Consider the following 21,750-nt stretch of genomic DNA (forward strand, 5'->3'; position numbering starts at 1 on the left):
ACGATGTCCGCGACTCAGACGGCCCAGCTCATGGATGGCACCAGCCTCGCCCAACGCATCGTCGAGGAGGCTGCTGCCAGGGCGGCGGAGATCTCACGACGCACGGGGACCAATCCCTGTCTGGCGACGGTGCTGGTGGGAGAGGATCCCGCGTCGGCCACGTACGTGCGCATGAAACGAGCGCGGTGCGCGAAGGCAGGCATCCAGTCCCGGCATATCGGTCTGCCCGCCACCACCACGACCGCCGAACTGATCGACACCCTCGCTGACCTGTCGGGCGATCCGGAAGTGCACGGCATCCTGCTCCAGCACCCTTGCGGTCCGCACATCGACGAGCGAGCGGCGTTCGAGGCCATCGCTCCGGAGAAGGATGTCGACGGGGTCACGTTGCATTCCTTCGCCGCGATGACCTTCGCGCTGCCGGGCTTCGTGTCCTGCACTCCGGGCGGGATCATGCGGTTGCTGGAAGCGTACGACGTCGAACTCGCCGGCAAGCACGCCGTCGTGGTGGGTCGCAGCGCGATTCTCGGCAAGCCGGCCGGGATGCTCCTGCTCGCCAAGGACGCAACGGTGACCTACTGCCACTCCCGCACGACGGACCTGTCGGCGATCGTCCGGGAAGCGGACGTCGTGGTAGCAGCCGTGGGACGGCCCCGGCTGATCCGCGGTGAGGACATCAAGCCTGGCGCGGTCGTGATCGACGCCGGCTACAACCCGGGCAACGTCGGCGACGTGGACCACGACACCGCCCTCACCCGAGCTCGTCTGATCACTCCGGTTCCCGGCGGCGTCGGGCCGATGACCATTGCGGTCCTGCTCGCGCAGACCGTGGCAGCCGCCGCGAACCAGCTCGGAATGCAGCACCACTGACGCCTCGCCGCCTGTGAGGCGGTGACCGCCGCCGAGGAGGCGGGCCGGCGAATGTGTCAGCCGGCCTTGGCGGGCTCTGAAGCCCGGGCTCGGGGGCGAGGCGGTCAGAGTCGGTCCCGGTCTCGATGATGGTGCCGTTGAAAGCGAGCCGGTCGACGATGGCCGCGCAGAGACGCGGGTCGGTGAACGTCTTCGTCAGCGCCGGACGACTCGTTCGAGGCGATGGCCACGCCGTTCATTGCCTCGCGCTCGGTCAGGACCTGGAAGAGGAGTTCGGTGCCGTGCCGGTCGAGTTCCATGTATCCAGGTTCGTCGATACAGAGGAGATCGACGCGTCCCTAGCGGCGATGGTCTTGTTCAGCTGCTTCTCGTCTGCGGCCTCGACCAGCTCGTTGACCAACTTCGTGGCCAGCGTGTAGCGGACCCGGTGGCCCGTCATGGCGGCCTCGGTGCCCAGGGCGATGAGCATGTGGGACTTGCCGGTGCCGGAGTGCCCGCTTTGCCGGCCCTGGTGGTGCCGGCCCCGCGGTGTTACTTCTCCTCAGAGCTTTCGTCCGGGATGTCGTCCGGCGGATGTCCGGCCGGGACGGAGGCGGTCAGAGTCGGCTGGTGTCAAGGGCGATACCGAACGGCTCCGGGAGCTGAACGGAGGTGCCGTAGGGGTGGGGACCGTCGGCGCGGGTGTAGCCGAGCTGGCCCGGCTCCGAGTACAGCGTCACGGAACGCTCCTGACGATCGACCAGGAGGTAGAGCGGAGCCCCGTACTCCGCGTACCGCTTGCGTTTGACGACGCGGTCGGTGTCGGCGTTCGAGTCGCTCGTGACCTCCACGACGAGCAGGGTCTGGTCGGGTAGGAGCGCGCCCGCGCCTTTCGCGGCCGCGGCAGGCACGACGGCCAGATCGGGGATGTACCAGTTCGGGGAGCCAGGCAGGTCGAGGTTGCCGGAGCCGATGACGCAGTCGAGTTCACGTGCCCGTGCGCGGATCTGTTCCCGGATGACGTCGATGGAGGCTTCGTGGTCCCAGGTGGGCGGCACGGTCTCGATGACCCCTTCGATGATCTGGGCCCGCTCGTCCTTGATGTGCTGGATCGCGTACTTGAGGGCACGTTCGGGGTCGACGCCGGCGTTGTAGTCGGACGGCGCTTCGCTCATGTGGCGTCCTTTGGCTGGCCTGGGCTTGTGCTCTCAACTTAGCGCCCCGCGCTGAGGGGCGGGGCGCAGCGGACCCGAGTCGTTCGTACGGGCTATTCGCTGGTCGATTCGCCCTTGAGGGCCTTGCGGACGGTTTCGCTGCTGAGGCCGATGGTGGCGGTGATGGTGTCACGGTGAATACCGCGCGTGTGTGCGGCGCGCATTGCCTGCTTGCGGCGGGCCGTGAGGGCCTTCTTACGGTCGAGGCCTGCGACGGTGCGTTGGAGGACACGGGCCCAGGTGAGGAGGGCTCTGCCTTGCCAACGAGTGAGGGTCCGAGCGAGGTTGCGTGGATGGGGTGCGGGTGTGGTGGTGCCGGCCAACAGGTCCCCCAACAGTTCGTCCAGTGCTGAACCATCCACGGTGCTGGGAGGTAACCAAGGGTGGCAAGAGCGCGAACTCGCCGCGCCGCTGCCCATCGGCAGCTGGGGTGCCGTCGGTACCGCAGTCAATGGGGCCGGCGCCCTCTCCCTCTCCACCTTCGCCAACAACATCGGGCGCCGCTGGCCCACCCCCCAGGAGGGGGTACGCACGGTGGCACCCCGTCAGACGTGACCGGAGCGCGTGCCCGTTCGTTGAAATGGGCGTTCACGTGCAGGAAGAAGCCCCGGAGCCGTGACGGGTCCGGGGCTTTGCCGACACCTCTCTGTGCGGGCCACTGCGAGGTGTCGAGTGGTGCGGCGGCCGGCGGGACGGTCCCGCCTGGCGGCCCGTGGTGTGCGGGAGTTTGCGGTCAGTCGGTGATGCGCAGCAGCAGCTTGCCCGTGGACGTGCGTCCGCCGATGAGCTGGTGTGCGCCGGCCGCGTCCGACAGGGGGAACTCGGCGGTGACGGGAAGGACAACCGCTCCGTCGCAGACGGTGCGCAGGGCGCGTTCGGTAAGCGCATGAAGGGCGTCGGGTGCGGCCTGGGCGAGGGACAGCACGGAGAAGCCCGCGACGGAGCGGCCCTGCGCGTACAGCTGGCTCTGCCCGGCCTGCCAGGGCTCGGCGCCGCTGGCGTTGCCGAAGGACACCAGGCGCCCGAAGACGGCCAGTGCCTCCAGGCCGCGGCGCAGCGTGTCGCCGCCCACCGGGTCCAGGACCAGGTCGACGCCCTTGCCGCCGGTCGCCAGGCGGACGTCCGTCTCGAAGGTGTCGGGCCGGAACACCTCGTCGTAGCCGTGCTTGAGTGCGTAGTCGGCCTTGGCGTCGCTGGAGGCCACCCCGTACACCGCGCCGGCGCCCGCTGCCCGGGCCAGCTGCCCGACCGCCGTGCCGATGCCTCCCGCCGCGCCGTGCACGAGCACGCTCTCCCCGGCCCGCAGCCTCCCCACCTCGTGGACCAGGGCGTGCGCGGTCGGCAGCACGGTCGGCAGCGTGGCCGCGGTCCGCAGATCCAGCCCGTCGGGCAACAGGAAGACCCTCGTGGCCTCCGCGAGCACGACCTCGGCGTAGCCGCCGCCGTCGACGAGCGCGGCGACCTCCTGCCCCGCCCTCAGACCCTCGACGCCTTCCCCGACCGCCCGGATGCGCCCGGAGACCTCCAGGCCCGGACGGTAGGGCAGCGACGCCACCCGGTACCCCTCGGCGCGCGCTTTCACGTCCGCGAAGTTCACCCCCGCCCAGACGGCCTCGATGGTCACCTGGCCAGGGCCCGGCTCGGGTGCTGCAGTTTGCACGATCCGCAGCACCTCGGGACCGCCGTACTCCTGGAACTCGACCGCACGCATACGCGAAACCACCCTTCCATGAGTGTTCAACCGGAAGCGAACACTAGCACTGTAAGATGGTCATCGAACACTGGGCGAAGGAGGACATCGGAATGACGGACCAGGCTGAAGGCGCAAGTCACCGTCCGGCGCCCGTGCACACGCACCCCGACGACGTCCCGCTTCTCACCGCCCTGTCCGCGCTCGCGGATCCCGTGCGCATCCAGCTGATCCGCGGCCTGGCCAGCCACCCCGACTGGGCGCTCAGCTGCAGCAACTTCGACGTACCGGTCGGCCGGGCCGCAAAGAGCCACCACTTCTCGGTCCTGCGCGACGCCGGCCTGGTCGAACAGCGCGACCAGGGCCCCAAACGGCTCAACCGGCTGCGCCGCGAGGAGTTCGACGCCCGCTTCCCCGGCCTCCTCGACCTGACCCTCCGCGCCGACGACACCGAGTAACAGCGGCTTGCTCCGTGGCGTGGCTGTCCGGCGGCCGGGCCGGGGCCGGGCTCAGCGTCTGCTGCCGCCGGGCGCCAGCGGACTGGCGACCTCGGCAATCGCCTCCGCCGAGGAAAGGAAGTGGCGCCATACGTCCTGAGCGATGCGGCCAGGCAGATCCCCCAGCTCGTTCGTGACAGCGGTTGTCCGGTCGGCGCATGACCGTCAAGCGGCAGAAGGAATGAGCGTGGGCCGAGTGCGGTGCCCTCGTGGCTGGGGGCTGTCAACGTGCGGTGGAGGCTGTCAACGTGCGGTGGAGGCCTCGGCGTTCGCGCATCGGGGCTGCGCTGATCGAGGTGGACCGCTGGGGTTGAGGGGGCGTCACTCACCGCCGCGGGGAACTCCCCAGGTCCTGGCTTGCGAGGGCTAGGTTGCGCCGGGCAGCCCCAGGGCGACCAGGAGGGCTGAGGAGAGCTCTTCCGCGAACAGGGCCGACCCGGTGAGCGCCTGCCGGATGGCTTCCTCGTCGGGTGTCAGTCCGGCAGCGGCCGACCAGGCCAGTGCGCCGGCGACGGCTGGTTCGATGGGGAAGTGCTCCGGAGGTATCTCGTAGCTCTCCGCCGTCTCGCGGTTGAGCAGGCCCTCCCAGCTGCTGCCGTCCGGCGTGAGGGCCTCAATGAAACCCACATCGCTGTCCAGGAAGGACACCATGACGGCCGGCGTCCCCGTTTGCTGGACGAGCTTCGCCAGGCTGCGCCGTCCGGCGTCGGCGAAGTCCGTCACCTGCCAGCCCTCCGCCAACGCCTCCGTGTCTTCGATGCCCGTGAACCCGGCTGCCCGCATGAGCTGGTGCAATTCCCCCGTGGACCGGGTCGTCAATGATCCGCCTGAGTTTCCCATGGCCAGCAAGCTAGCGGATGCCTCTGACAAGCCAGCTCGTGGTCCTGAGACGCCTGCGAGGGATGCCGTGGAAGGTGGGTGGCGCAGCGCCCTGGTGGGGGATGGGCTTGACCTGCGGTCCGACGACTTGTCTTGAGCCTGAGCCACCGGTCGGTGCCCCGCTCCGGCAGATGCCGATGTGTCCCGCCGCGCGGGATTCTATGGCCGCTGCCCGGCCGCAATGTTCACGCCGTTCCGTGAGGCTTCGCGTCGTCGGATGATCGGGCGTCGATATGATCATCTCCGTTGTCGATAACGGGGGTTGGCCAGTGCAGACCAAGCAGCGTCGAATCAGCGGGGCGGTAGCAGCTGCTGCCTGCGGGATCCTGACCCTGGCGGCCGGGTGCAGCAGCACACACGCCACCGCAAAGCACGACGCCGAGCCGAAAGCCTCCCGGGCTGCAGAGCCCCGTTCCCCGGCCGCCCCGGGGGCCTCTCCCGCCGATCTCAAACCGGTCCAGAGCCAACGCTTGCGCCGCTACCTGCTGACCACGGACGACCTGGGGCCGGGGTACACGCAGACCGAGACACCCGACGACGAGAAGGCCGCCGACCCTCACCGGTACGACGACATAGGAATGAGCGGCTGCCCCGCGCTGGAAGAGCTGAGCAAACACAGCGACGAAGTTCAGTTCGCGACGGAGACCTCCGCCGGTTTCGCATTCGGCACTGATTCGGAGCTTTCCGAGGAGTTGCACAGCGATACGCCTACCAAGCTCTCCGCTGGTCTGCGCAGGCTCGTGCATGCCCAGACGTCCTGCCCCACCTACACCATGACGAGCGGCAGCACCCCTGTCACCATCACGGTGCGCAAGGACGCCGCTCCCACCTCCGGACCCGACGCCTACGCGTTCACGACCACACTCAATGGCCCACGAGGCACCTCGGTGCTGAAGACGACTGCCGTCCGACGCGGCAATGTGGTGGTGATGCTCGTGGGCGCGCCCGCCCTGGTCGACCGGCACATCGAGGCCGCGGTCGCCAAACTCTCATCCGTCTGAGCCATCCCTCACCTGGTAATAGGGCCGTTGCCCGCCCTGAGCCTGGTGTGTGCCGCGCCTGCTCGGGCCAGGGCTGCTGGTACAGCCTTCGACGCTTGAACGTCGTGGCCGCCCAGGGAGGACACGCGGACAGTGCGGCGGGCACGGGACATCGACAATCAGCTTCTGCGGGGCCGAGCTTGCCCCGCAGGCACGCTCATCGTCGTTCAGCCAGCCGGTCAGCCTTTTGGACGACGGCATTCGCAGGACCAGCTTCGCCGATCCGCCCCCTTCACGCCCGCTGAACTGGGAAGACACTGAACAAGTTCGAGCCGCGTTCGACGCCGGACCATAAATGACAAGCTCAGCGCCGAACCGGCGTGTGTCTAGGACGGCCTCTTTCGGACCCGGGGTACCGGGGTGAGTTCTAGATCTCGTCGCAACGCACCCATCGGACCGGCCCGGAGCGGGTTGCCTGGGCGAACTCAAGGGAGCTGCACGCTCAACGCGTAGAGACGGGTGATCTGTTCGCTGTTGGTGTTGTCGTCCGACACGAGGTACAGCGGACGTTGGCCCTTGTGGGGGCCGGTGGTCCACGGCGCGCCGAGAGCCATACCCTCGACGTTCTCCAGCAGCGGACTGACGACCCGTCCTGAGTGGGTGGGAACGACACCGGGGTCACCGGCAGGGCACTGCCCAAGGTCGAAGAGCAGGCTGTGCTCGACGAACACATCGGCCGGCTGGTCATAGAGCGCCTTGCGCGCGTCCACGGGCTGGGCGCCTTTGAGGGGGACGTCGTAGACCCGGATGGCGTTGCCGACGCCGTCCACGTACTGCCGTTCCAGGGCGAGCAGCCGGTCGTCGGCGGACGCGACCAGTTCAGCGAGGTACATGCCCTCCTTGGCCTGGTACGCGTACTGCCGGTCGAGGCGGTAGGCGCCGCCCGGGGTGCCGACGTACCGCTGGATGCGGAGCATGTTGCGGCCGCGGGAGTCACCGTCCTTGGCCAACGCGCCCTCCATCGCGGCGTAGAGATATCTCCCGTCCGGGGAGACGGTCAGCGACTCGATCGTTCGCCCGGCCTGTCCCTGGCCCTGCGGGCTGGTCCGGAACTCGGGCGGAATGGGCAGGTCGGGGCCCACCTGTGTGCCCGTGGCCATCTTGAAACGGCGAATGGCGGGCCCGGACTCCGAGGCGACCAGGATCGTCTTTCCGCCGCGCTCGACGACCAGGCCCTCGCCGTCGAACCACTCGGAGGGTTTGGTGCCGCTCTGGGTGCGCAGTGTCTTGGCGGTCAGAGCCTCAGGGCGGAGCTTCTCCGGTGAACCGAGACGCAGCGGGAAAACCCGCCCTGTCTGATTGTCCGTCAGGGCCATGGCCCGGCCGGGCCCTGTCAGCGCGAGCGCGGAGAGGCCGCCGATGGTCTCGCCCGATGCCTGCTGCTTGTCGAGCGCGTCGGAGTAGCTCAGCAGAGTGGCCCGCGGCGAGCAGGCGCCGCCCGGCAGGCGGGGATGGAATTCCCGCACCCACTGCCACACGGGCGGTGCGGCGAGTCCTGCCACCAGGCCGAGCACCAGGGCACCTGTCGCCAGCGCGCGGCGCGGGATACGCACGCGCGGCGCAACAGGCAGGTCCGTGACTCCCGGGGGCGGCGCCACCGCCAGATTGCGGATGAACGGCAGGAGGCCGACCCCGCCCTCGTCCCGGTCCTGAGGCTCCTGCGGCTGCGGCAACCGGCGCTCGGCCATCCGGTCCCGGACCGCCTCAAAGATCGCGTGCAGGCCCAGCAGCTCGGGCCCGTCGGGCACGCCCTCGCGCAGTACGCCAACGAATTCACCGGTGAATGCCGTACACCTGCGGGGGTCGGGAGCATGGGACTTGCGGTCCGCTGACGTGGACGTCATCACATAGGCGCCGCGCACGCCCTTCAGCGTCTTGCCCGATGCCCGCACGCCACGGTCCGCGACGGACATGCCGCCCTTGAGGACCCGGCCGCTGTAGCAGCAGTCCAGCAGGAGGACCCGGCGCTCGGCGGAGCCGTGATCGCGCATGGCGCGGCGGATATAGGAGTCGCTGACGGCCGTCTCGGGCTGGTCCTCGACGGAGTCGGGGAGGGTGAGGTAGAGCTCCTCCTCCGCGCGGTCCAGCAGGCCGTGCCCCGCGTAGTAGACGATCAGGGTGTCGGCGGCCACCCGGGCAGCCGCACGGATCGGGCCGACAAGAGCGGCCGCGGACTCCGGGTTGCGGACCGTTGTGATCCGCTCGGCGGGGATACCCAGGATCGCTTCGTCGGTCAGCGCGGCAGCCAGTTCGGTGAGGTTGTGCCGTACGCTGCGCAGCGGTTCGAGTTCGGAGTAATGGTCGACGCCGATGAGGACACAGGCCGAGCGCGCGGCGTCGATCCCAAGCGCGTCCTCGGTGCCCGTGCCCTCCGTCGTCGCGTCGACGGTCACCTCTCCGCCTCCTCCGTGCCTGCACCCGGCTCCGGCTCTTGACCGTCCCCGGCGATCGGCCGCACCGAGACGTCCGGGAAGGCCTCCCGGACCGCTTCCAGTTCCCCAGGCATGGCGCCTGTGACCTGGATGATGACCTGGGACCGAGGTCTGCGCCCGTCCCGCCAAGCAGCATAGGAGAACGGCAGCTGCGCCAGCGTCGCCAGCGTGGACACCAGCGCGAGCACACCCTCCAGGTCGCCGCCCATCTCGTCCGGCCTGGCCGGTCCGCGCACCGGCTCGATCGGGATCCGGCCGCGCAGCGAACGGTCGTCGCGCAGCCAGGTGTAGAGCGACCGCAGCTCCTGCCGGCTGTCCGGACCGATCAGCTCGAACCTGATGTCCATCGCACTCCCCCCGGGTTCACACGTCAGCTTGCTCTCAGTGTTCCCCCTGTCACTGACATAACTTCCCTGTCTTCACGGGATGTTCCCCGTCCGGACACCTTCCGGCCTCCCGGACCGGAACCAGCCGGGGACGCCGGCACAGCGATCGTCCCGTCACGGCCCTCGACGAGTGGCTGCGACCGGCCCCTCGACCCACGCCGCACCATCGCGCCGGAGGAATCCCCCACGGGAGCCGGCGCCGCACTCGCGGCGGGCATGTACCTCGTCGCTGTCCCCTCGGTGCCCGACCTTCACTTCGACGCCCACTTCCACGTGCGCGACTTGACCGACCCGAACCTGTGGAACCACCTCGGCATCCGACCCGCCCCTGCACACACCGGGTGATCGCGGTCCGAGGAACAGCTCCGCGGGTCGCGCCGCAGAAGAGACGGAAGGCACAGAGCGCCCGTTATGGGCCCTCCACCTGTGTCAGCTGCCGGCCCGCGAATGCTCGGCACCGCAACAGGCGGACCTGAGGACCGCTTGCAGCAGAGATTTGATGGTCTGCGGGGGAGTGGTGCAGCCCCAGTGACCTGGTAGTTGGCCCTGACGGTTAGCGCGCACCTGTTGCTGACATGAGCGACGAATGGCCATGTCATTCTCACGCCGACTGCTATAGACGGTACGGAGTTTGTGCTGTTCAGAGGTCTGAGGTCCACGTCATGGGGGCTTCGCCCGGTCGGCCGGGGCACTGCTGACGACCGGTTGGCGAACTTGGCGGACGACCTGCTCAGGTACCAGGACCCCCGAAACGGCCTCGAGCTTCCCTGGGTAGCCCAACGTGACCTGGTCTTCCGTCCCTTGGACGCCCCCAGGATGTATCTGCGCGTCCGGCCGCACGAACCCGTCGGTGGGCGTACCGCCCACCGGGTACGTTGGAGAAGTCGTAGAAGTCCTTGTACTCCTCGTCGCAGCGCTTGCCCTGCTTGAGCGGCGGCTTCGGCTTCGCCTCGGCCTTCTCCGCGCCGGAAAGCCCGGTCAGGGACACGGCGCAGGCCGGCGTGAGTGCGGCGGTTGCCCACCAGTGACGCCGGCCGGATCGTATGTGCTGGGCCACGAATCCCCCTGGAGGCCCCAGGTCAGTCAGATTGCCCGTCGCGGCGCCATGGGCCCCCGTGGTCGTTCGGCGCAGTCGGGCATCAGCCCACCCCAGAGCCTCAACTTCCCGCACACGCACGGAAATTGCCTACGGCACGCCTGCGGCTCACCCTCCGCACGGGATCGTTACCGGCCACTGCCTATCCTCGGGGCATGACGTACCAGGACCCCAGCGATATGGACGACGAGGAATACCAGGAGTACCTGCGCGAGGAGAAGACGAAGGATCACCTCTCCGCCCACAACCCGCTCCTCGAGGACTGGCTGGCCCGGCTGAAGGATGCGTTCCCGGCCTGGGCCGGCCAGCACAAGGCCCGCGGCCCGTGGGACTTCACCGTCGACTCCCTGCCGCGCCTCGAAGCCCTCTTCCGGGACACCTTCCCCAGCACCGAGGATGCCCGCGCGAACATAGACGAGCCCCGCCTGGCGGTGGCGGCCTGGTACCTCGGCGAGGTCCACAACCGCACCTTCCACGCCCAGTGGCAGTTCCACCCGTCGTTCGCGGACAGCAACCCCCACAACTTCCGCCCCCACGTCACCCTCCCCTGGGACCGCCGCGACGACTTCTACCGCACCGACCCCGAGCACATCGAAGACGACGCCCGCCCGATCTACTCTCCCACCGACGTCCTGTGCCGTCTGCCCAACACCCCCCTGGAGAATGGGTTGATGTGGCGGATCGGTGAGCAGTGGGAGCCCGGCGGCTGCGACGACGAGTACTGCCGCTATCACGCCAACTGACGCCGGAAGCGAGGCCTCCTCGGCGTACAACGTCTCGGCGCCCGCGTCGCTGGCGGATGGTGCGGTGTGCCAGGGCGGGGCCGCGTGATGGTGCGCGGCAGGTACGGCACACCGATGACCGTGCACCTTATCTCGGGTGCGGATTGAGCGTCAGGCAAGTTTGGCAAGGTGTTCCGGGAGCCCGTGCCTGACAGATATCCACTGGTCCGCCAGGAAAGTTCAGTACGTGAGATACGAGCCTAGACCCCAACCTTGTTACGACCACCCGGGTCGAAGCCAGGGGCGGAGGCAGGACGGCACGGTTACTGCGGGATGCCAGCCGGTGAGCATCAGTAGTCGGACACTCCGGGAGGCATCCACTCGTGCACGGCCAGACACCGCTGGTCAGCGCAGCGTGAGCTGCCAGTATGCGCTGTCTCGATCCGGGTGGTCCGGAGGGCGCACCATCACCGAGATGTGCATTCCATTTCTCTCCCCGGACACGCGCACGGGCACGGTGATGCTGTCGCCCGCATCGATCGGCGCCTGGAGCAAGCGGCCCGCTTGCTCGCGGTTGATCCACTCACTTGTGCCCTCGTCAAGTCCACTGCCGTCGGGACGTTCAGAGGCCTGCACGACAAGGGGTGCGTCGTCGTATTCCGATTCCGAGACGCTGTCCTCGGCCGTGCTGCCGCCGGGGTGCAGTGATTCGTCCGTTCCGTTCTCGTACGTGATGGTGAACTGGTGGGCACGCCCGCCCGGCTCTCGGCGCGGCTCGCTGACGGTCACCTTGAGTCCGTCCTTGTAGGTCGCGGTGGCACCCGGCGTCAGCGGATCGGCCACACTCCCGGAAGAGCCGCTGGGCTGCTCCTTCAGACGGTGCGGATACCCGTCCATGTCGTTCACCAGATTGCTGATCCCCCACAGCGCCAGTAGTCCAAGGCAGGTGAGACCGAGCAGCAGTATCACGCAGCCCCACGGGCCCGTTCTGCCACCGCTGTTGGTGGCATCCACGTCTGCATCCACGTCTGCATCCACGTCGGTCATCGTACGAAGCGTGCGCCCAGTGTCCCTGAGCGCCGGTACTTAGAGCGGTTGAGTACCGGCTGGAGCAACTGTCATGAGCCCATGCCGTCCGCGGCCCCGGGCACGGGTTGCCATGGCCTCAGCGTGACTTACCTGCCTGCACGGCAGACGACGCCTCTGACCTGCACCGATACCGTCCTAACCCTAGATAGCCGTTCGCCTGTCCCGGCGGCCGCCGGGGCCTACGCCGCGAGACATGCCGTTCCCTGCCGGGGAAGCCGGTCTGGTCCACCTGCTCAACCGGTGCCAATCGAGCTCACGGACGAACTGATCGCACTGGAACAGGTGGCCTGGGACGAGATCCAGGCCGGCGCTCTCACCGTGGACACCGCCGAGGTCGTGTGGGCGGCCATCGCCGCTCATGCCGAGGCGACCGGACAGCGACGCGTGGCCGAGCAGGATGGCGCATTCCCGCGAGTATGGGGGGCACGCGACGCCGACGCCCCGCCGGGCCGGCAGCGACGGGGCTCCTTTACGGCTGGTGGTCACCAGTTGGTGAGGTCGACGAGGCGTGAGCAGTGCGGGTCGTCGGTGTCAGTTGTAGTGAGTCGTTGTTCGTCGAGCAGCGACGGCAGGGCCGCCAGCAGCGCGGTGAGGGCGCTGCCGGGGCGCACGTCGGCGGCAGTCATTCCTGGAAGAGTTTCCTCGGCGTCGAGGTAGAGGCGGAGCCGGTCCGGGGCCAGGAGCAGGAAGCCGCACAGGCGTGGCTGTGGGTACTCCTCGGTGGAAGGTTGGGCCAGGTGGCGCAGGAGCGTGAGGGTCCAGTCGTCGTTGGTGAAAGCGGCTGGTTCCACGGTCGCGGGGTCCACGGTGAACAGGGTCATTCCCATGACGGTGCTGACTCTGTCGCGGGGGTAGATGTGGGTTCCTGTGTGGACGGTACGCAGGAGGGCGGCGACGTCGTGTGGTGTGCGCAGTTCGTCGCCCGTGCGGAGGGGGATCTCGTAGGCGGTGAGCTGGTCGGGGGCGTACTCGTCCTTGTCGCCGAGGACGATGCGCACGGCGTCCGTCGCCGCAGGCGCGGGCAGGACGCCCCGTACGTGCTGGTCCTCGACGAGGGGTGCATAGACGTGGTGGAGCAGCAGGCCCGTGATGTCGGCCTGTTGCTCCACGATCTCTTCGTGTTCGTAGGTCACTGATTTACCCAGTTCGGGCACTTCTGCATGCCCTTGCAGTATGCGGTGATCACGCCGATCGTATTCCCCTTCCCGGCGTCGTAACGTCCGTCGTCCGTCTTCCGCGCGTGCCGGACAACGACGACGATCTTCACGGTTCCGTACCGGCGGTTCGTGGCGACGCCCAAGTACTCCAGGTTGGCCCCCTTTTTCTTGTCGACCTGGCCTCCGAGAGGGATGTTCAGCAGGTCGCACTTGCGAATGTTGTGCCGGCCGGTGAAGTGGTTCCAGCCCAGCTCGGCGTTGCCGATGCGCGTCGGTATCTCACGACCGTCGGGGTCGACGGCGCCACACTTTTCCTTCTTGTTCCACCACGGTGCCGCGCTGGCGGGTGCGGCGGCTCCGGCCACGAGAAGGGCTGCTGCTGCGACTGGCGACAGGAACGCCGAGATCTTCTTCATGGCCCGACCATGACACGGCTGACCTGCGCGATGTCCGCTCACTGACGCCCATGGCAACGATCTGTCGTCGCGGTCGGGTCACGCGCGCGACACCACCTGTGCCCGCCTCGGTGGCGACCACGCTCCCGTCCCCGTGGCCGGTGCTTTTGCCGGCGTGTGCGGCGGGAGGCCGCCGGGCTGGCGCCGGTCAGTGCCTCCGGCCTGTCCGGTGCTGCTGTCCGTCGGCGGCCGAGGCCGGCAGTCGTACACTCCGGAACTCGTCGAGAAACGCTGCTCTTCGACGTCGACAGAGCCATCTCGATCGTGAAGCTCCTCGTCGCCAGAGGAGACACGCGACGCCGCCGGCCGCCGAGGACCGCCACCGCCGCGTCCACCGCGCCATCCCACCGGTCGCGATGCGGGGTTCGACCGATGTACCTGACTGCGTGAGTTTGGGGCGCTTGCCCAGCTCGACCACATCCAATACGCCTAAGCCGGAGAGTCCGGCATCGCCGCCAGATCCTGACCTTGCCGTCCCGGACCTGGGCGTACAGCCGGGGCCGTCCGACGGTGTGACGAAACCTCTCGCCCTACTTCTCCTCCTGCGCAGGCTTGGCGCTCATTGGCCGCCGCAGCCGTGGCCGCTTCCGCAGCCGTGTCCTCCGCAGCTGTGTCCGCTTCCGCAGCCGCCCCCGCTGCCCCTGCTGCCGGGCCTGCCGTACCGCTGACCGCGCGTCCCGCTGCCGCGGCGCCGGGCTGTTCCCCGCGCCCGGGAGGCCTGTTCCTGATGGCGTAGGTGCGCTTGCCACCGCTCGTCCCGCTCGCGTTTTTCCTGCTCCTGCTTGCGGATCCGTTCGCGGCGGGCGGCATCCCGGGCCGCGCCGTCGGCCGGCAGCCATGGGGCGAGGCCGTGGTGGTGTCGCGGCAGCAGCGGGGCGACCGTGACGCCGGCATACGTATGCTCCGTCCCCTGGTAGGCGCTGCGCTCGATGACGGCGTACTCCAGGACGACCTCGGCGCCTTCTTGGGGCGCGCCGTACAGGACCGCCTCGAAGGGTTCGCTGCGGGGGTCGATGTCGTAGTGCCCGTCGTCGGCTCGGTAGGCGGAGCTCGTGCCCACAAGCCTTGCCGTGCCGTTGGTGTCCCGGTCCTTGGGTAAGTACGCGATCAGGGGCCGCCCCGAGGTCGTGCGGGCATCCGGATACAGCCAGTGGTAGCCGTCGGGTGCGATCCGTACGCCCACCATCAGAGCCGGCTGGGGCTCCTCGTACAGGCGGCGCGCCGCACGGAAGGCGACGTGGCCGCGCCCGTAGACGCTGGTGCCGGGGACGAGGAACAGTAGGGCGGCGATCTGCTGTCCGACGGCGTCGTAGGGTGCGCGGTCCGCTGCCGTCAGGTCCTTGACGAGACCGTCGGTGAGGAGGGCGCCGGCGATGAGGCAGAGGACGAGTCCGAGGTAGAACTGCCGGTACCCGCGGTAGTCGTCCGTCTCGGGTACCCCGTCAGGGAGTTCGTGACGGCGCCGGCCGGCCGCGGCGAGCGCGAGCGCCCGCTGCCTGCGGCGGGCCCGAAAGCGCAGGCACGCACCGGTGAACGCCCAGGCGGAGCCGGTCAGGGCCAGGAGGTAACCGCTGGTGACCAGCCTGTCGTCGGCGTCGGGTGATGCCAGTGACACGGCCGCATCCACCGCGACCACGACCGCGGCCGGCATGGTCGGGACCGGCAGATAGCGGTACCACAAGGGCAGCGCGGCCAGCAGGACGGTTGCGGGATATCCGAGCCAGTCGGTGCCGCCGGGCGCGGACGGGCCACCGCTCCACCGCGAGGCCGAGAATCCGGACGTCAGGACGTACGACACGGCGACCAGGACGAGGAGGACCCAACTGCCTGCGACTGGGGCGAAGGGCGCCGGGACGCGGGCTTTTCTCCAGCGCTCGGCATCGGCGACGGACCAGGGCGCCACGCCGCCCTCGGGCAGTGCCGCTGCGGGCAGACGCTTGATGTAGTCACGCACGGCTCACTCCTTCCGCAGACTCCGCACAGCTGCGGCTGTATCTGCCTCGCCCACGCCGGTCAGGCCATGGTGGGGGCGGCGGACGGTCATCACCAGATCGCCGGCGAGCGCCGCCCCGGCGCACCGGCGCCCCAACCCGCGCTGACGCCCCCGGTGAGGGAAGCCGCGCTCTGGTCGAGCAACTCCCGCCCAAAGGGCGTGCTCCAGGACGCACACGTTAGGAGCAGCCGATGAAATCGACATGAAGCGCCCTCTTCGGGTGTTCCGGGCGTGTGTAGGGGCCGGCCGGGCGCGTCGGCTGCCGAGTGCCGGTATCCAGAGCGTGCTCGTGTGCCGTGGGCGTGCGCCCTGCCGGTGGGGCGGGGCGGTCGCTGGTTCACTCCGGGCTCGCCTCTGTGCGTTGCCTGTCCACCGCCTGGCGTGCGGAGCTTACGTGGTGGCTGACTTGCTGCGCGCGGACTGCATCCCGCGGCATGTGGCGTTGATCTTTGACAGGATTCGTCGGCAACATCCGCAGCGCGGGGCATGGCGCCGGCTGATGGACACCGGGACGGCGCCTTCGGCCTGTTCGAGGGGGTGGAGTGGAGTGATGAAGCGGGGGTCTCTACTTGACGTGGTGGGTGCTCTTGCGTGACAAGCTCAAACGCCCGCCCGAAGAAGTCGGCGCACTCTTCGTACTGATCGACCAAGTGGTCAGGGAGCTGCGCTGACGGCGACGATGGCACGTCCGTTGCCCGTACCTGGGTGACGCGTCGGTTCTCCCAGGCTTCCTGCGCCGCGACGGAAGGCCGCTCGCTCCGGGCGGGGAGGGGGCACCGCTGCGATCACCGGCGGACGGCGCACATGGTGGCCGGCTACGACGCTCGCGCGGAAATCGCCGAGGCCGTAAGCAGTTTTATCGTTGGCGCCGAGGCCGACGGCACGGACGGCGCTCATCGGAAGTCGCTGATCGACTCACACCTGGACACCGCGGGCTCTGTCTCGAGGCAACGTTCCGGCCGTTGGCCCAGGAGAGGGGACTGCGCTTCTCCATACGGCTCTCCCAACGCTGCCGGACTCACTGCACTCCGATTCCGAGAGGCTGCTGTCTTCTGTGTAGAAGATCGCGGGCCGTAGGTCGTCGGCAAGGCGAAGCACCCAAAACATCGACACTTCCGGGTGTCGAGAATGCGGCACCGGCTCCGTCCCAGGGGTACCAGTAGCCAGAACGGACTGCGCGACGAAGAAGGAGCACCCCGTGACGATTCAGCGGATGGACAACGTAGGCATCGTCGTCGACGACCTGGAGGCTGCCATCGCTTTCTTCACCGAGCTCGGCATGGAGCTGGAAGGCGAGGCGCAGATCGAGGGAATCTGGGCAGACCAGACGGTCGGCCTCGACGGGGTCCGCAGCGCCATCGCGATGATGCGCACCCCGGACGGCCACGGCAAGCTGGAGCTGACGAAGTTTCACACCCCAGCGGCGATCACGGCCGGACCGCTCAACCCGCCACCGAACACTCTGGGCCTGCACCGTGTCATGTTCGCCGTCGACGACATCGACGACACGATCACCCGTCTGCGCCGCCATGGCGCCGAACTCCTCGGCGAGGTGGCGCGGTACGAGAACATCTACCGACTGTGCAACCTCCGCGGCCCTTCGGGAATCATCGTCGCTCTGGCCGAACGGATCGGCTAGGTCCTGTCTCTTTGCGATGGCCTCGAACGTGCGGCGGTGGTCGGCCCACCGCCGTCCGCGAACTGGATCGGCCGGCATCTGCGGCTCGATTCTGCTCCGCATCGCGTCAGTGGTCACTTGATCGGACAGACGCATCCGATCAAGTGACCAGCCCATCGAAGAGACGCGCGCTGGGCTTGGGCTTTGATGCGCTTTCAGTCATGCGGCGATGACGGGATCGCTCCGCAAGTTCGTGAACCGGAGGGTGCGGGGCTGTCGTGGGGTGGTGAGGGTGCGCCGGGTGATCCGGGTCTTCGCGTCGTGGGGTTTGCGTCAGCGGGAGGGTTTGATTCCCCAGGCAGCGGCTCGGGCGGCGGCGGCCGCGCGGTTGGGGAGGTCCAGCTTGGCGAGGATGTGTTCGATGTGGGTTGCCACGGTCCGTGGTGCGATGTAGAGCCGTTCGGCGATCTGTTTGTTGGTGTGGCCGGTGGTGAGTTCGGCCAGTACTTGGAGCTCTCGTGGTGAGAGTCCGCCAGGGGGCCGCGTTTGCGTGGCGGGGTCGGCCGCGGTGGCCACCTTTGGCGGTGGGCCTCCTCGGGCGACGGCCGTGGTGAGGGCGGCGGTGAGGGCTTCGGTGAGGAGCGTGATGGCGGCGCGTGCCGGGTCGGGTGTGCGCCGTGGTCGGCGGGTGCTGATGTTCAGCATGCCGACGTAGTGGCCGTCGGCGGTGAACAGGCATTGGGCGACGCCGTCCTTGATACCGAGGGGAGACAGCACGTTCTGGAAGCCTGGGGATGCCGCCAGGAGCGGCCGGGGGACGTCCCTGAGCCAGAGTCCGCCTCGGGCGGGGCTGCGGAGCACGGGGAAGACCGGGTCGTGGTGGAGGCGGGTCTCGATGTAGGCGGTGGCATCGTCCGGGTAGGTTCCGGCGAGGGTGGTGTGGCGCCGGCGTAGCGGGTCCCATCGGGCCAGGGAGGCGTGGTCGTACTCCATTACCTGAGACAGCGCCGTCAGGACTGTGGCGAGGCCGGTCGTACCGCTCGCACCGCTTGTGGCGTTCCTGGCGGCCTCGCGGACGTGGACGGCCGCGTCCAGGATGTCTGCTGTGCTCCGTTCCGCTGCCATCCTCCAAGGATGATCATGTGCCGGGAAGGCGTCAATCGCGAAGGGTGTCGTGATCGCGAAGGGTGTCGTGCACGATCTGTCCGTGCACGACGGTGAGGACGACGGGGATCTGTGGGATGTCGTGGGGGTCGGCGGTGAGCAGGTCCCCGTCGAGTACGCAGAGGTCGGCGACCTTGCCCGGCTCCAGGGAGCCCTTCCAGTCGTCGGCGAAGTCCTGCCAGGCCGCGTCGATCGTGTAGGTGCGGATCGCCTCGGCCAGGCCGATGCGCTGTTCGGGGCCGCTGACCCGGCTGGTGGCCTTCGACTCGCGCAGCATCATGGTGGCGAGGCCCTGGCGCCAGTCCGGGTATGTGACGGGGGCGTCGGACCCGCTCGCGACTCGCACGCCGGCGTCGATGGCGTCGCGGTAGGGCCAGGCGTACGCGGCCCGTTCGGCGCCGACGAACTCCTCCTCCATGTCGGCGACGGTCCATTTGATGGTGGGGTTCATGTTGACGCCGAAGCCGTGCGAGGCCAGCACTTTCATGCTGTGGGCGGTGAGGAAGTCGCCGTGGATGACGTAGTGGCGGGCGTCGGGCCGCGGATGCTCGGCCATGGCTGCGGCGAAGGCGTCCACGACGGTGTCGATGGCCCGGTCGCCGGTGACGTGGACGCCGAGCTGGTACCCGGCGGTGTGGGCATGCCGGATCATGGCATCGATCTCGTCGATCCGATCGGCGTCGGTCCTGCCGCCGACACACAGGGAACCACAGCCGCCGCCGACGTAGGGTTCGTTCATCCAGGCCGTCTTGTTGGGGACGATGCCGTCGGCGAAGATCTTGACTCCGTGGATCGCCAGGCGGCGCGGATCGGCGTCGCCAGCCTCGCCGAGGACGCTGAGGGCGCGGGCGAACTCCTCGGCGGTGCTTGCCATTCCGGTGGGCAGGAGCAGGACCCCGACGCGAGCGGTCAGTTCGCCGTCGGCCAGTAGCCGGCGGTAGACGTCGAGGGTCTGCGCGCCGAGTGCACCCCGCATGATGCCGGCGCCGCCGGGGCCGAGCCCGGGCTCGGTGTAGCTGGTCACGCCGAGCCGGGCGAGTGTGGCGAGGGTCGATCTGATCGCGTCGGTCCGCTCCTGCAGACCGAGCGGCGGCAGCGCGTTCTGTACCAGGGCCTGGGCCCCCTCGTTCAGTAGCCCGGTCGGCTCGCCTGCTTCGTCCGTGACGATGGCCCCACCGGGCGGCGCGACGGTGTTCTTGTCGATCCCGGTGAGCTCCAGTGCCTTGGAGTTGACCCAGGTGGCGTGCCCGGAGAAGGAGTACAGGACGACGGGGTGGTCCGGGCTTACGGCGTCGAGGTCGTGCCGCGAGGGCAGCCGCGACGGTTCGCCGAGGCACTCGTCGAGATAGCCGGTGTCCCAGCCGTGTCCCGTTATCCACTGCCCGCCCGGAGTCCGCCCGGCGGCCTCCCGGACCGCTTCGGCCACATCCACGAGGGAGGACACCGTGGGATGGCCGACGTCGAGGGAGAGCGGCGGCGTGGCCATGCCGAAGGCGCAGCCGTGCAGATGGGAATCGTTGATACCGGGAAGCAGGGTCGCCCCCCGCAGATCGACGACGCGAGTGCCGGGCCCGACGAGCGGGGCGACATCCTCCCGTCCACCGACGGCGCTGATGATCCCACCGGTCACCGCCAGAGCCGAGGCGACGGAGAACACCGCATCGACCGTGACCACGCGCCCGCCGAGAAACACCAGGTCCGCATACGTATCCACAGAAGGTCCTTTCAGAAACCGGGCGCACCACGGCCACCCGCGAACGATCTCCCGAGGACTATGGGCCACGCCGCACCCCCCGCACATCGGTCATCCAACCGATACGCGCTCCCGCCTCCGGCTCCCGTTTCCTGCTCCCGTCTCCTGCCACTTACCGTCATCAACCCACCCGCACCTCACCCACACCCCGCCTCCCCGAACCGACAAAGCAATCCCGCCGCCCTTGCCCGGGCCCGCCACAAGCACGGCCTCGACAACGCCGGCGCGCCCGCACCGCTCTTGCCGGCGTTCAGGTTCTTGGCGACCGCGCCGACGCCGGGCAGGGCGGCGCCCATCGCGTCGTAAATAGGTTGGGCGGGCAGACCGCCGCTGGTACGGTCTGGGCAGCCGTGAAAGACGCGAGGAGGTGAGACCCATGAAGGCTGTATCCCTGTGGGTGCTCCCCCTTTTCCGTCACGGTGGGCGATGACGTAGGTGTCGTCGGGAGCGCCTCGGACAAGGCACTCCTGAGAGGCAACACCTATGAATTCTGTGCATTCCACTTCGGACACGGGCCGCAACGCGCCTGTCATCACGCGGGTTTCGGACACGCAGTGGCAGGCCGTGGAGGACGACCGGGTCGTCGGTCGCGGCGACGCTTCGCGCCGGCCCGACGGGCGGCTCTTCATCAGCATCGATGCGTGGCACGGCGTGGTCTTCGACCGCATCGCCGAGATGATGCTGGCAGACCTGCCCACACCGCTGTACGCCGTCGTCGACGCGGCCGACCCCGACTCCAGGGCCGCCTGGGAGCGGTCCGGCTTCACCGCCGCACGCCTCGAGCGGGGCTATCTCGTGCCCACCGACCCGCAGGTCACCGGCCTCGGATCGGAGCAGCCCCCGACGGGCGTGACGATCGTGCCCGTCGGCCAGGCGCCGGACGGCCCGCTGCGCGCCCTGGACCGCATCATCCGCGACGAGGTCGAGGCCGCCGCCGGATGGCAGACGATGCCGGCCGAGGTGCTGCCCCGCCCGGCCGGCACCACCCTGCTCGACCCGTCGAAGTACGCGGTGGCACGGCACTTGGACCAGTACGTGGGGCTGATCCGGGTGACGCCGCTGACCCGGCAGCCACGGATCGGGCTGATCGCCGTCCGCGCTGACAGGCACCGCCGCGGCATCGCCCGTGCGCTGCTGGGCCACGCACTGGGTTCGCTGCACCGCTCCAAGACCGCTTCGGCATGGGCCGAAGTGGACGAGTCCAACGCGGCGGCTGTCGCCCTGTTCGAGGGCATCGGTGCCCGGCGCACGGCCGGCACCCTGGAGCTCGTCCGTCGCTGACGCCCCGACATACCGCGCCGAGCGACCGATCCGAGCCCGCAACGGCAGCGGCGACGCCCGCTTCGAGAAGCGGCACCGGCCCACCGCCGTCCACGAGTCGGCCGCACACGGCCGCCGGGCAGAAGGCACCACGCCCTACTGCCCACCACAGTCCTACCTGCCGAACACACCGTCACAGACCAAAGAAGCGAGAGACCATGACAAAAACAGCAGGCGGCGTAGAAGTCGAAGGCACCGTCATCGAGTGCCTGCGCAACGCCACCTTCAAGGTGCAACTGGAGAACGGGCACACGGTGCTCGCCCACATCAGCGGGAAGATCCGAAAGAACTACATCAAGATCCTCCCGTACGACCGGGTGCTCGTAGAGCTCAGCCCCTACGACCTCACCCGCGGCCGGATCCGCTACCGGTACCGGTCATAACGGAAGGAGCCGC

Annotated in this window: 20 protein-coding genes and 1 pseudogene; 8 read left to right on the forward strand and 13 right to left on the reverse strand. The window is 68.9% G+C overall.

From position 1 onward, the window contains the following. Positions 1 to 3 precede the first annotated feature (3 nt). Positions 4 to 870 (forward strand): bifunctional 5,10-methylenetetrahydrofolate dehydrogenase/5,10-methenyltetrahydrofolate cyclohydrolase, encoded by an 867-nt coding sequence (locus ACIRPT_RS24335; RefSeq protein WP_403830459.1) that lies wholly within the window; start codon positions 4 to 6, stop codon positions 868 to 870. Positions 871 to 964: 94 nt separating this feature from the next. Here ACIRPT_RS24335 and ACIRPT_RS24340 read toward each other — a convergent pair. The 3 genes and pseudogenes from ACIRPT_RS24340 to ACIRPT_RS24350 all read right to left on the reverse strand — a co-directional run. Then, positions 965 to 1,366, reverse strand: a pseudogene (locus ACIRPT_RS24340) (ATP-binding protein); the annotation flags it as partial. 100 nt (positions 1,367 to 1,466) lie between these two features. After that, on the reverse strand, positions 1,467 to 2,024 hold the full coding sequence (locus ACIRPT_RS24345) for a Uma2 family endonuclease (protein ID WP_403830461.1): 558 nt from the start codon (positions 2,022 to 2,024) through the stop codon (positions 1,467 to 1,469). Between the two features lie 92 nt (positions 2,025 to 2,116). Continuing rightward, positions 2,117 to 2,425, reverse strand: a complete 309-nt coding sequence (locus tag ACIRPT_RS24350; protein WP_403830463.1) for a hypothetical protein — start codon at positions 2,423 to 2,425, stop codon at positions 2,117 to 2,119. A 1-nt stretch (position 2,426) separates the two neighbouring features. Here ACIRPT_RS24350 and ACIRPT_RS24355 point away from each other — a divergent pair, with 1 nt between their 5' ends. Continuing rightward, positions 2,427 to 2,618, forward strand: coding sequence for a hypothetical protein (locus ACIRPT_RS24355; RefSeq protein WP_403830466.1), 192 nt, complete (start codon positions 2,427 to 2,429; stop codon positions 2,616 to 2,618). Positions 2,619 to 2,796: 178 nt separating this feature from the next. Here the strand turns inward: ACIRPT_RS24355 and ACIRPT_RS24360 are convergent, their stop codons facing one another. Next, complete coding sequence (locus ACIRPT_RS24360) at positions 2,797 to 3,774, reverse strand: zinc-binding alcohol dehydrogenase family protein (RefSeq protein ID WP_403830469.1); 978 nt, start codon at positions 3,772 to 3,774, stop codon at positions 2,797 to 2,799. Between the two features lie 92 nt (positions 3,775 to 3,866). Here ACIRPT_RS24360 and ACIRPT_RS24365 point away from each other — a divergent pair, with 92 nt between their 5' ends. Further along, positions 3,867 to 4,211: an ArsR/SmtB family transcription factor gene (locus ACIRPT_RS24365; protein ID WP_403830471.1), complete on the forward strand. Its 345-nt coding sequence runs from the start codon at positions 3,867 to 3,869 to the stop codon at positions 4,209 to 4,211. Positions 4,212 to 4,616: 405 nt separating this feature from the next. Here the strand turns inward: ACIRPT_RS24365 and ACIRPT_RS24370 are convergent, their stop codons facing one another. Next, on the reverse strand, positions 4,617 to 5,033 hold the full coding sequence (locus ACIRPT_RS24370; RefSeq protein ID WP_403830473.1) for a hypothetical protein: 417 nt from the start codon (positions 5,031 to 5,033) through the stop codon (positions 4,617 to 4,619). 365 nt (positions 5,034 to 5,398) lie between these two features. On the opposite strand from ACIRPT_RS24370, the gene ACIRPT_RS24375 reads away from it, so the two are divergent. Further along, positions 5,399 to 6,130 carry a hypothetical protein gene (locus tag ACIRPT_RS24375; protein ID WP_403830475.1) on the forward strand — a complete coding sequence of 244 codons (732 nt, stop codon included), beginning with the start codon at positions 5,399 to 5,401 and terminating at the stop codon, positions 6,128 to 6,130. Positions 6,131 to 6,594: 464 nt separating this feature from the next. Here the strand turns inward: ACIRPT_RS24375 and ACIRPT_RS24380 are convergent, their stop codons facing one another. Both ACIRPT_RS24380 and ACIRPT_RS24385 read right to left on the reverse strand, forming a co-directional pair. Then, complete coding sequence (locus ACIRPT_RS24380) at positions 6,595 to 8,562, reverse strand: esterase-like activity of phytase family protein (RefSeq protein WP_403830477.1); 1,968 nt, start codon at positions 8,560 to 8,562, stop codon at positions 6,595 to 6,597. Continuing rightward, positions 8,559 to 8,948, reverse strand: coding sequence for a hypothetical protein (locus ACIRPT_RS24385; RefSeq protein WP_403830479.1), 390 nt, complete (start codon positions 8,946 to 8,948; stop codon positions 8,559 to 8,561). The genes ACIRPT_RS24380 and ACIRPT_RS24385 overlap by 4 nt, the downstream gene beginning before the upstream one ends. Before the next feature lie 1,290 nt (positions 8,949 to 10,238). On the opposite strand from ACIRPT_RS24385, the gene ACIRPT_RS24390 reads away from it, so the two are divergent. Next, positions 10,239 to 10,826, forward strand: coding sequence for a hypothetical protein (locus ACIRPT_RS24390; protein ID WP_403830481.1), 588 nt, complete (start codon positions 10,239 to 10,241; stop codon positions 10,824 to 10,826). Positions 10,827 to 11,210: 384 nt separating this feature from the next. Here the strand turns inward: ACIRPT_RS24390 and ACIRPT_RS24395 are convergent, their stop codons facing one another. The 4 genes from ACIRPT_RS24395 to ACIRPT_RS24410 all read right to left on the reverse strand — a co-directional run bounded on the left by ACIRPT_RS24395 (position 11,211) and on the right by ACIRPT_RS24410 (position 15,460). After that, entirely contained in the window at positions 11,211 to 11,852 is a 642-nt protein-coding gene (locus ACIRPT_RS24395; RefSeq protein WP_403830483.1) for a hypothetical protein, read from the reverse strand. Positions 11,853 to 12,376: 524 nt separating this feature from the next. Then, positions 12,377 to 13,027, reverse strand: a complete 651-nt coding sequence (locus tag ACIRPT_RS24400) for a hypothetical protein (protein WP_403830486.1) — start codon at positions 13,025 to 13,027, stop codon at positions 12,377 to 12,379. Next, entirely contained in the window at positions 13,024 to 13,467 is a 444-nt protein-coding gene (locus tag ACIRPT_RS24405; RefSeq protein WP_403830489.1) for a hypothetical protein, read from the reverse strand. Before ACIRPT_RS24405 ends, ACIRPT_RS24400 begins: the two co-directional genes overlap by 4 nt. A 598-nt stretch (positions 13,468 to 14,065) precedes the next feature. Then, positions 14,066 to 15,460 carry a hypothetical protein gene (locus ACIRPT_RS24410; RefSeq protein ID WP_403830492.1) on the reverse strand — a complete coding sequence of 465 codons (1,395 nt, stop codon included), beginning with the start codon at positions 15,458 to 15,460 and terminating at the stop codon, positions 14,066 to 14,068. A 1,237-nt stretch (positions 15,461 to 16,697) separates the two neighbouring features. Here ACIRPT_RS24410 and ACIRPT_RS24415 point away from each other — a divergent pair. Continuing rightward, positions 16,698 to 17,138, forward strand: coding sequence for a VOC family protein (locus ACIRPT_RS24415; RefSeq protein ID WP_403830494.1), 441 nt, complete (start codon positions 16,698 to 16,700; stop codon positions 17,136 to 17,138). 312 nt (positions 17,139 to 17,450) lie between these two features. Here the strand turns inward: ACIRPT_RS24415 and ACIRPT_RS24420 are convergent, their stop codons facing one another. Beyond that, a complete protein-coding gene (locus ACIRPT_RS24420) occupies positions 17,451 to 18,242 on the reverse strand; it encodes a response regulator transcription factor (RefSeq protein ID WP_403830496.1) in 792 nt (263 codons plus the stop codon). Between the two features lie 31 nt (positions 18,243 to 18,273). After that, a complete protein-coding gene (locus ACIRPT_RS24425) occupies positions 18,274 to 19,995 on the reverse strand; it encodes an amidohydrolase (RefSeq protein ID WP_403830499.1) in 1,722 nt (573 codons plus the stop codon). 522 nt (positions 19,996 to 20,517) lie between these two features. On the opposite strand from ACIRPT_RS24425, the gene ACIRPT_RS24430 reads away from it, so the two are divergent. Together ACIRPT_RS24430 and infA are read left to right on the forward strand one after the other, a co-directional pair. Further along, positions 20,518 to 21,315: a GNAT family N-acetyltransferase gene (locus tag ACIRPT_RS24430; RefSeq protein WP_403830501.1), complete on the forward strand. Its 798-nt coding sequence runs from the start codon at positions 20,518 to 20,520 to the stop codon at positions 21,313 to 21,315. A gap of 197 nt (positions 21,316 to 21,512) precedes the next feature. Then, positions 21,513 to 21,737, forward strand: coding sequence for a translation initiation factor IF-1 (gene infA, locus ACIRPT_RS24435; protein ID WP_403830504.1), 225 nt, complete (start codon positions 21,513 to 21,515; stop codon positions 21,735 to 21,737). The last annotated feature ends 13 nt before the right edge of the window (positions 21,738 to 21,750 follow it).

The organism is Streptomyces sp. NPDC101227 (assembly GCF_044767545.1).
In the GTDB taxonomy this organism is placed as follows: domain Bacteria; phylum Actinomycetota; class Actinomycetes; order Streptomycetales; family Streptomycetaceae; genus Streptomyces.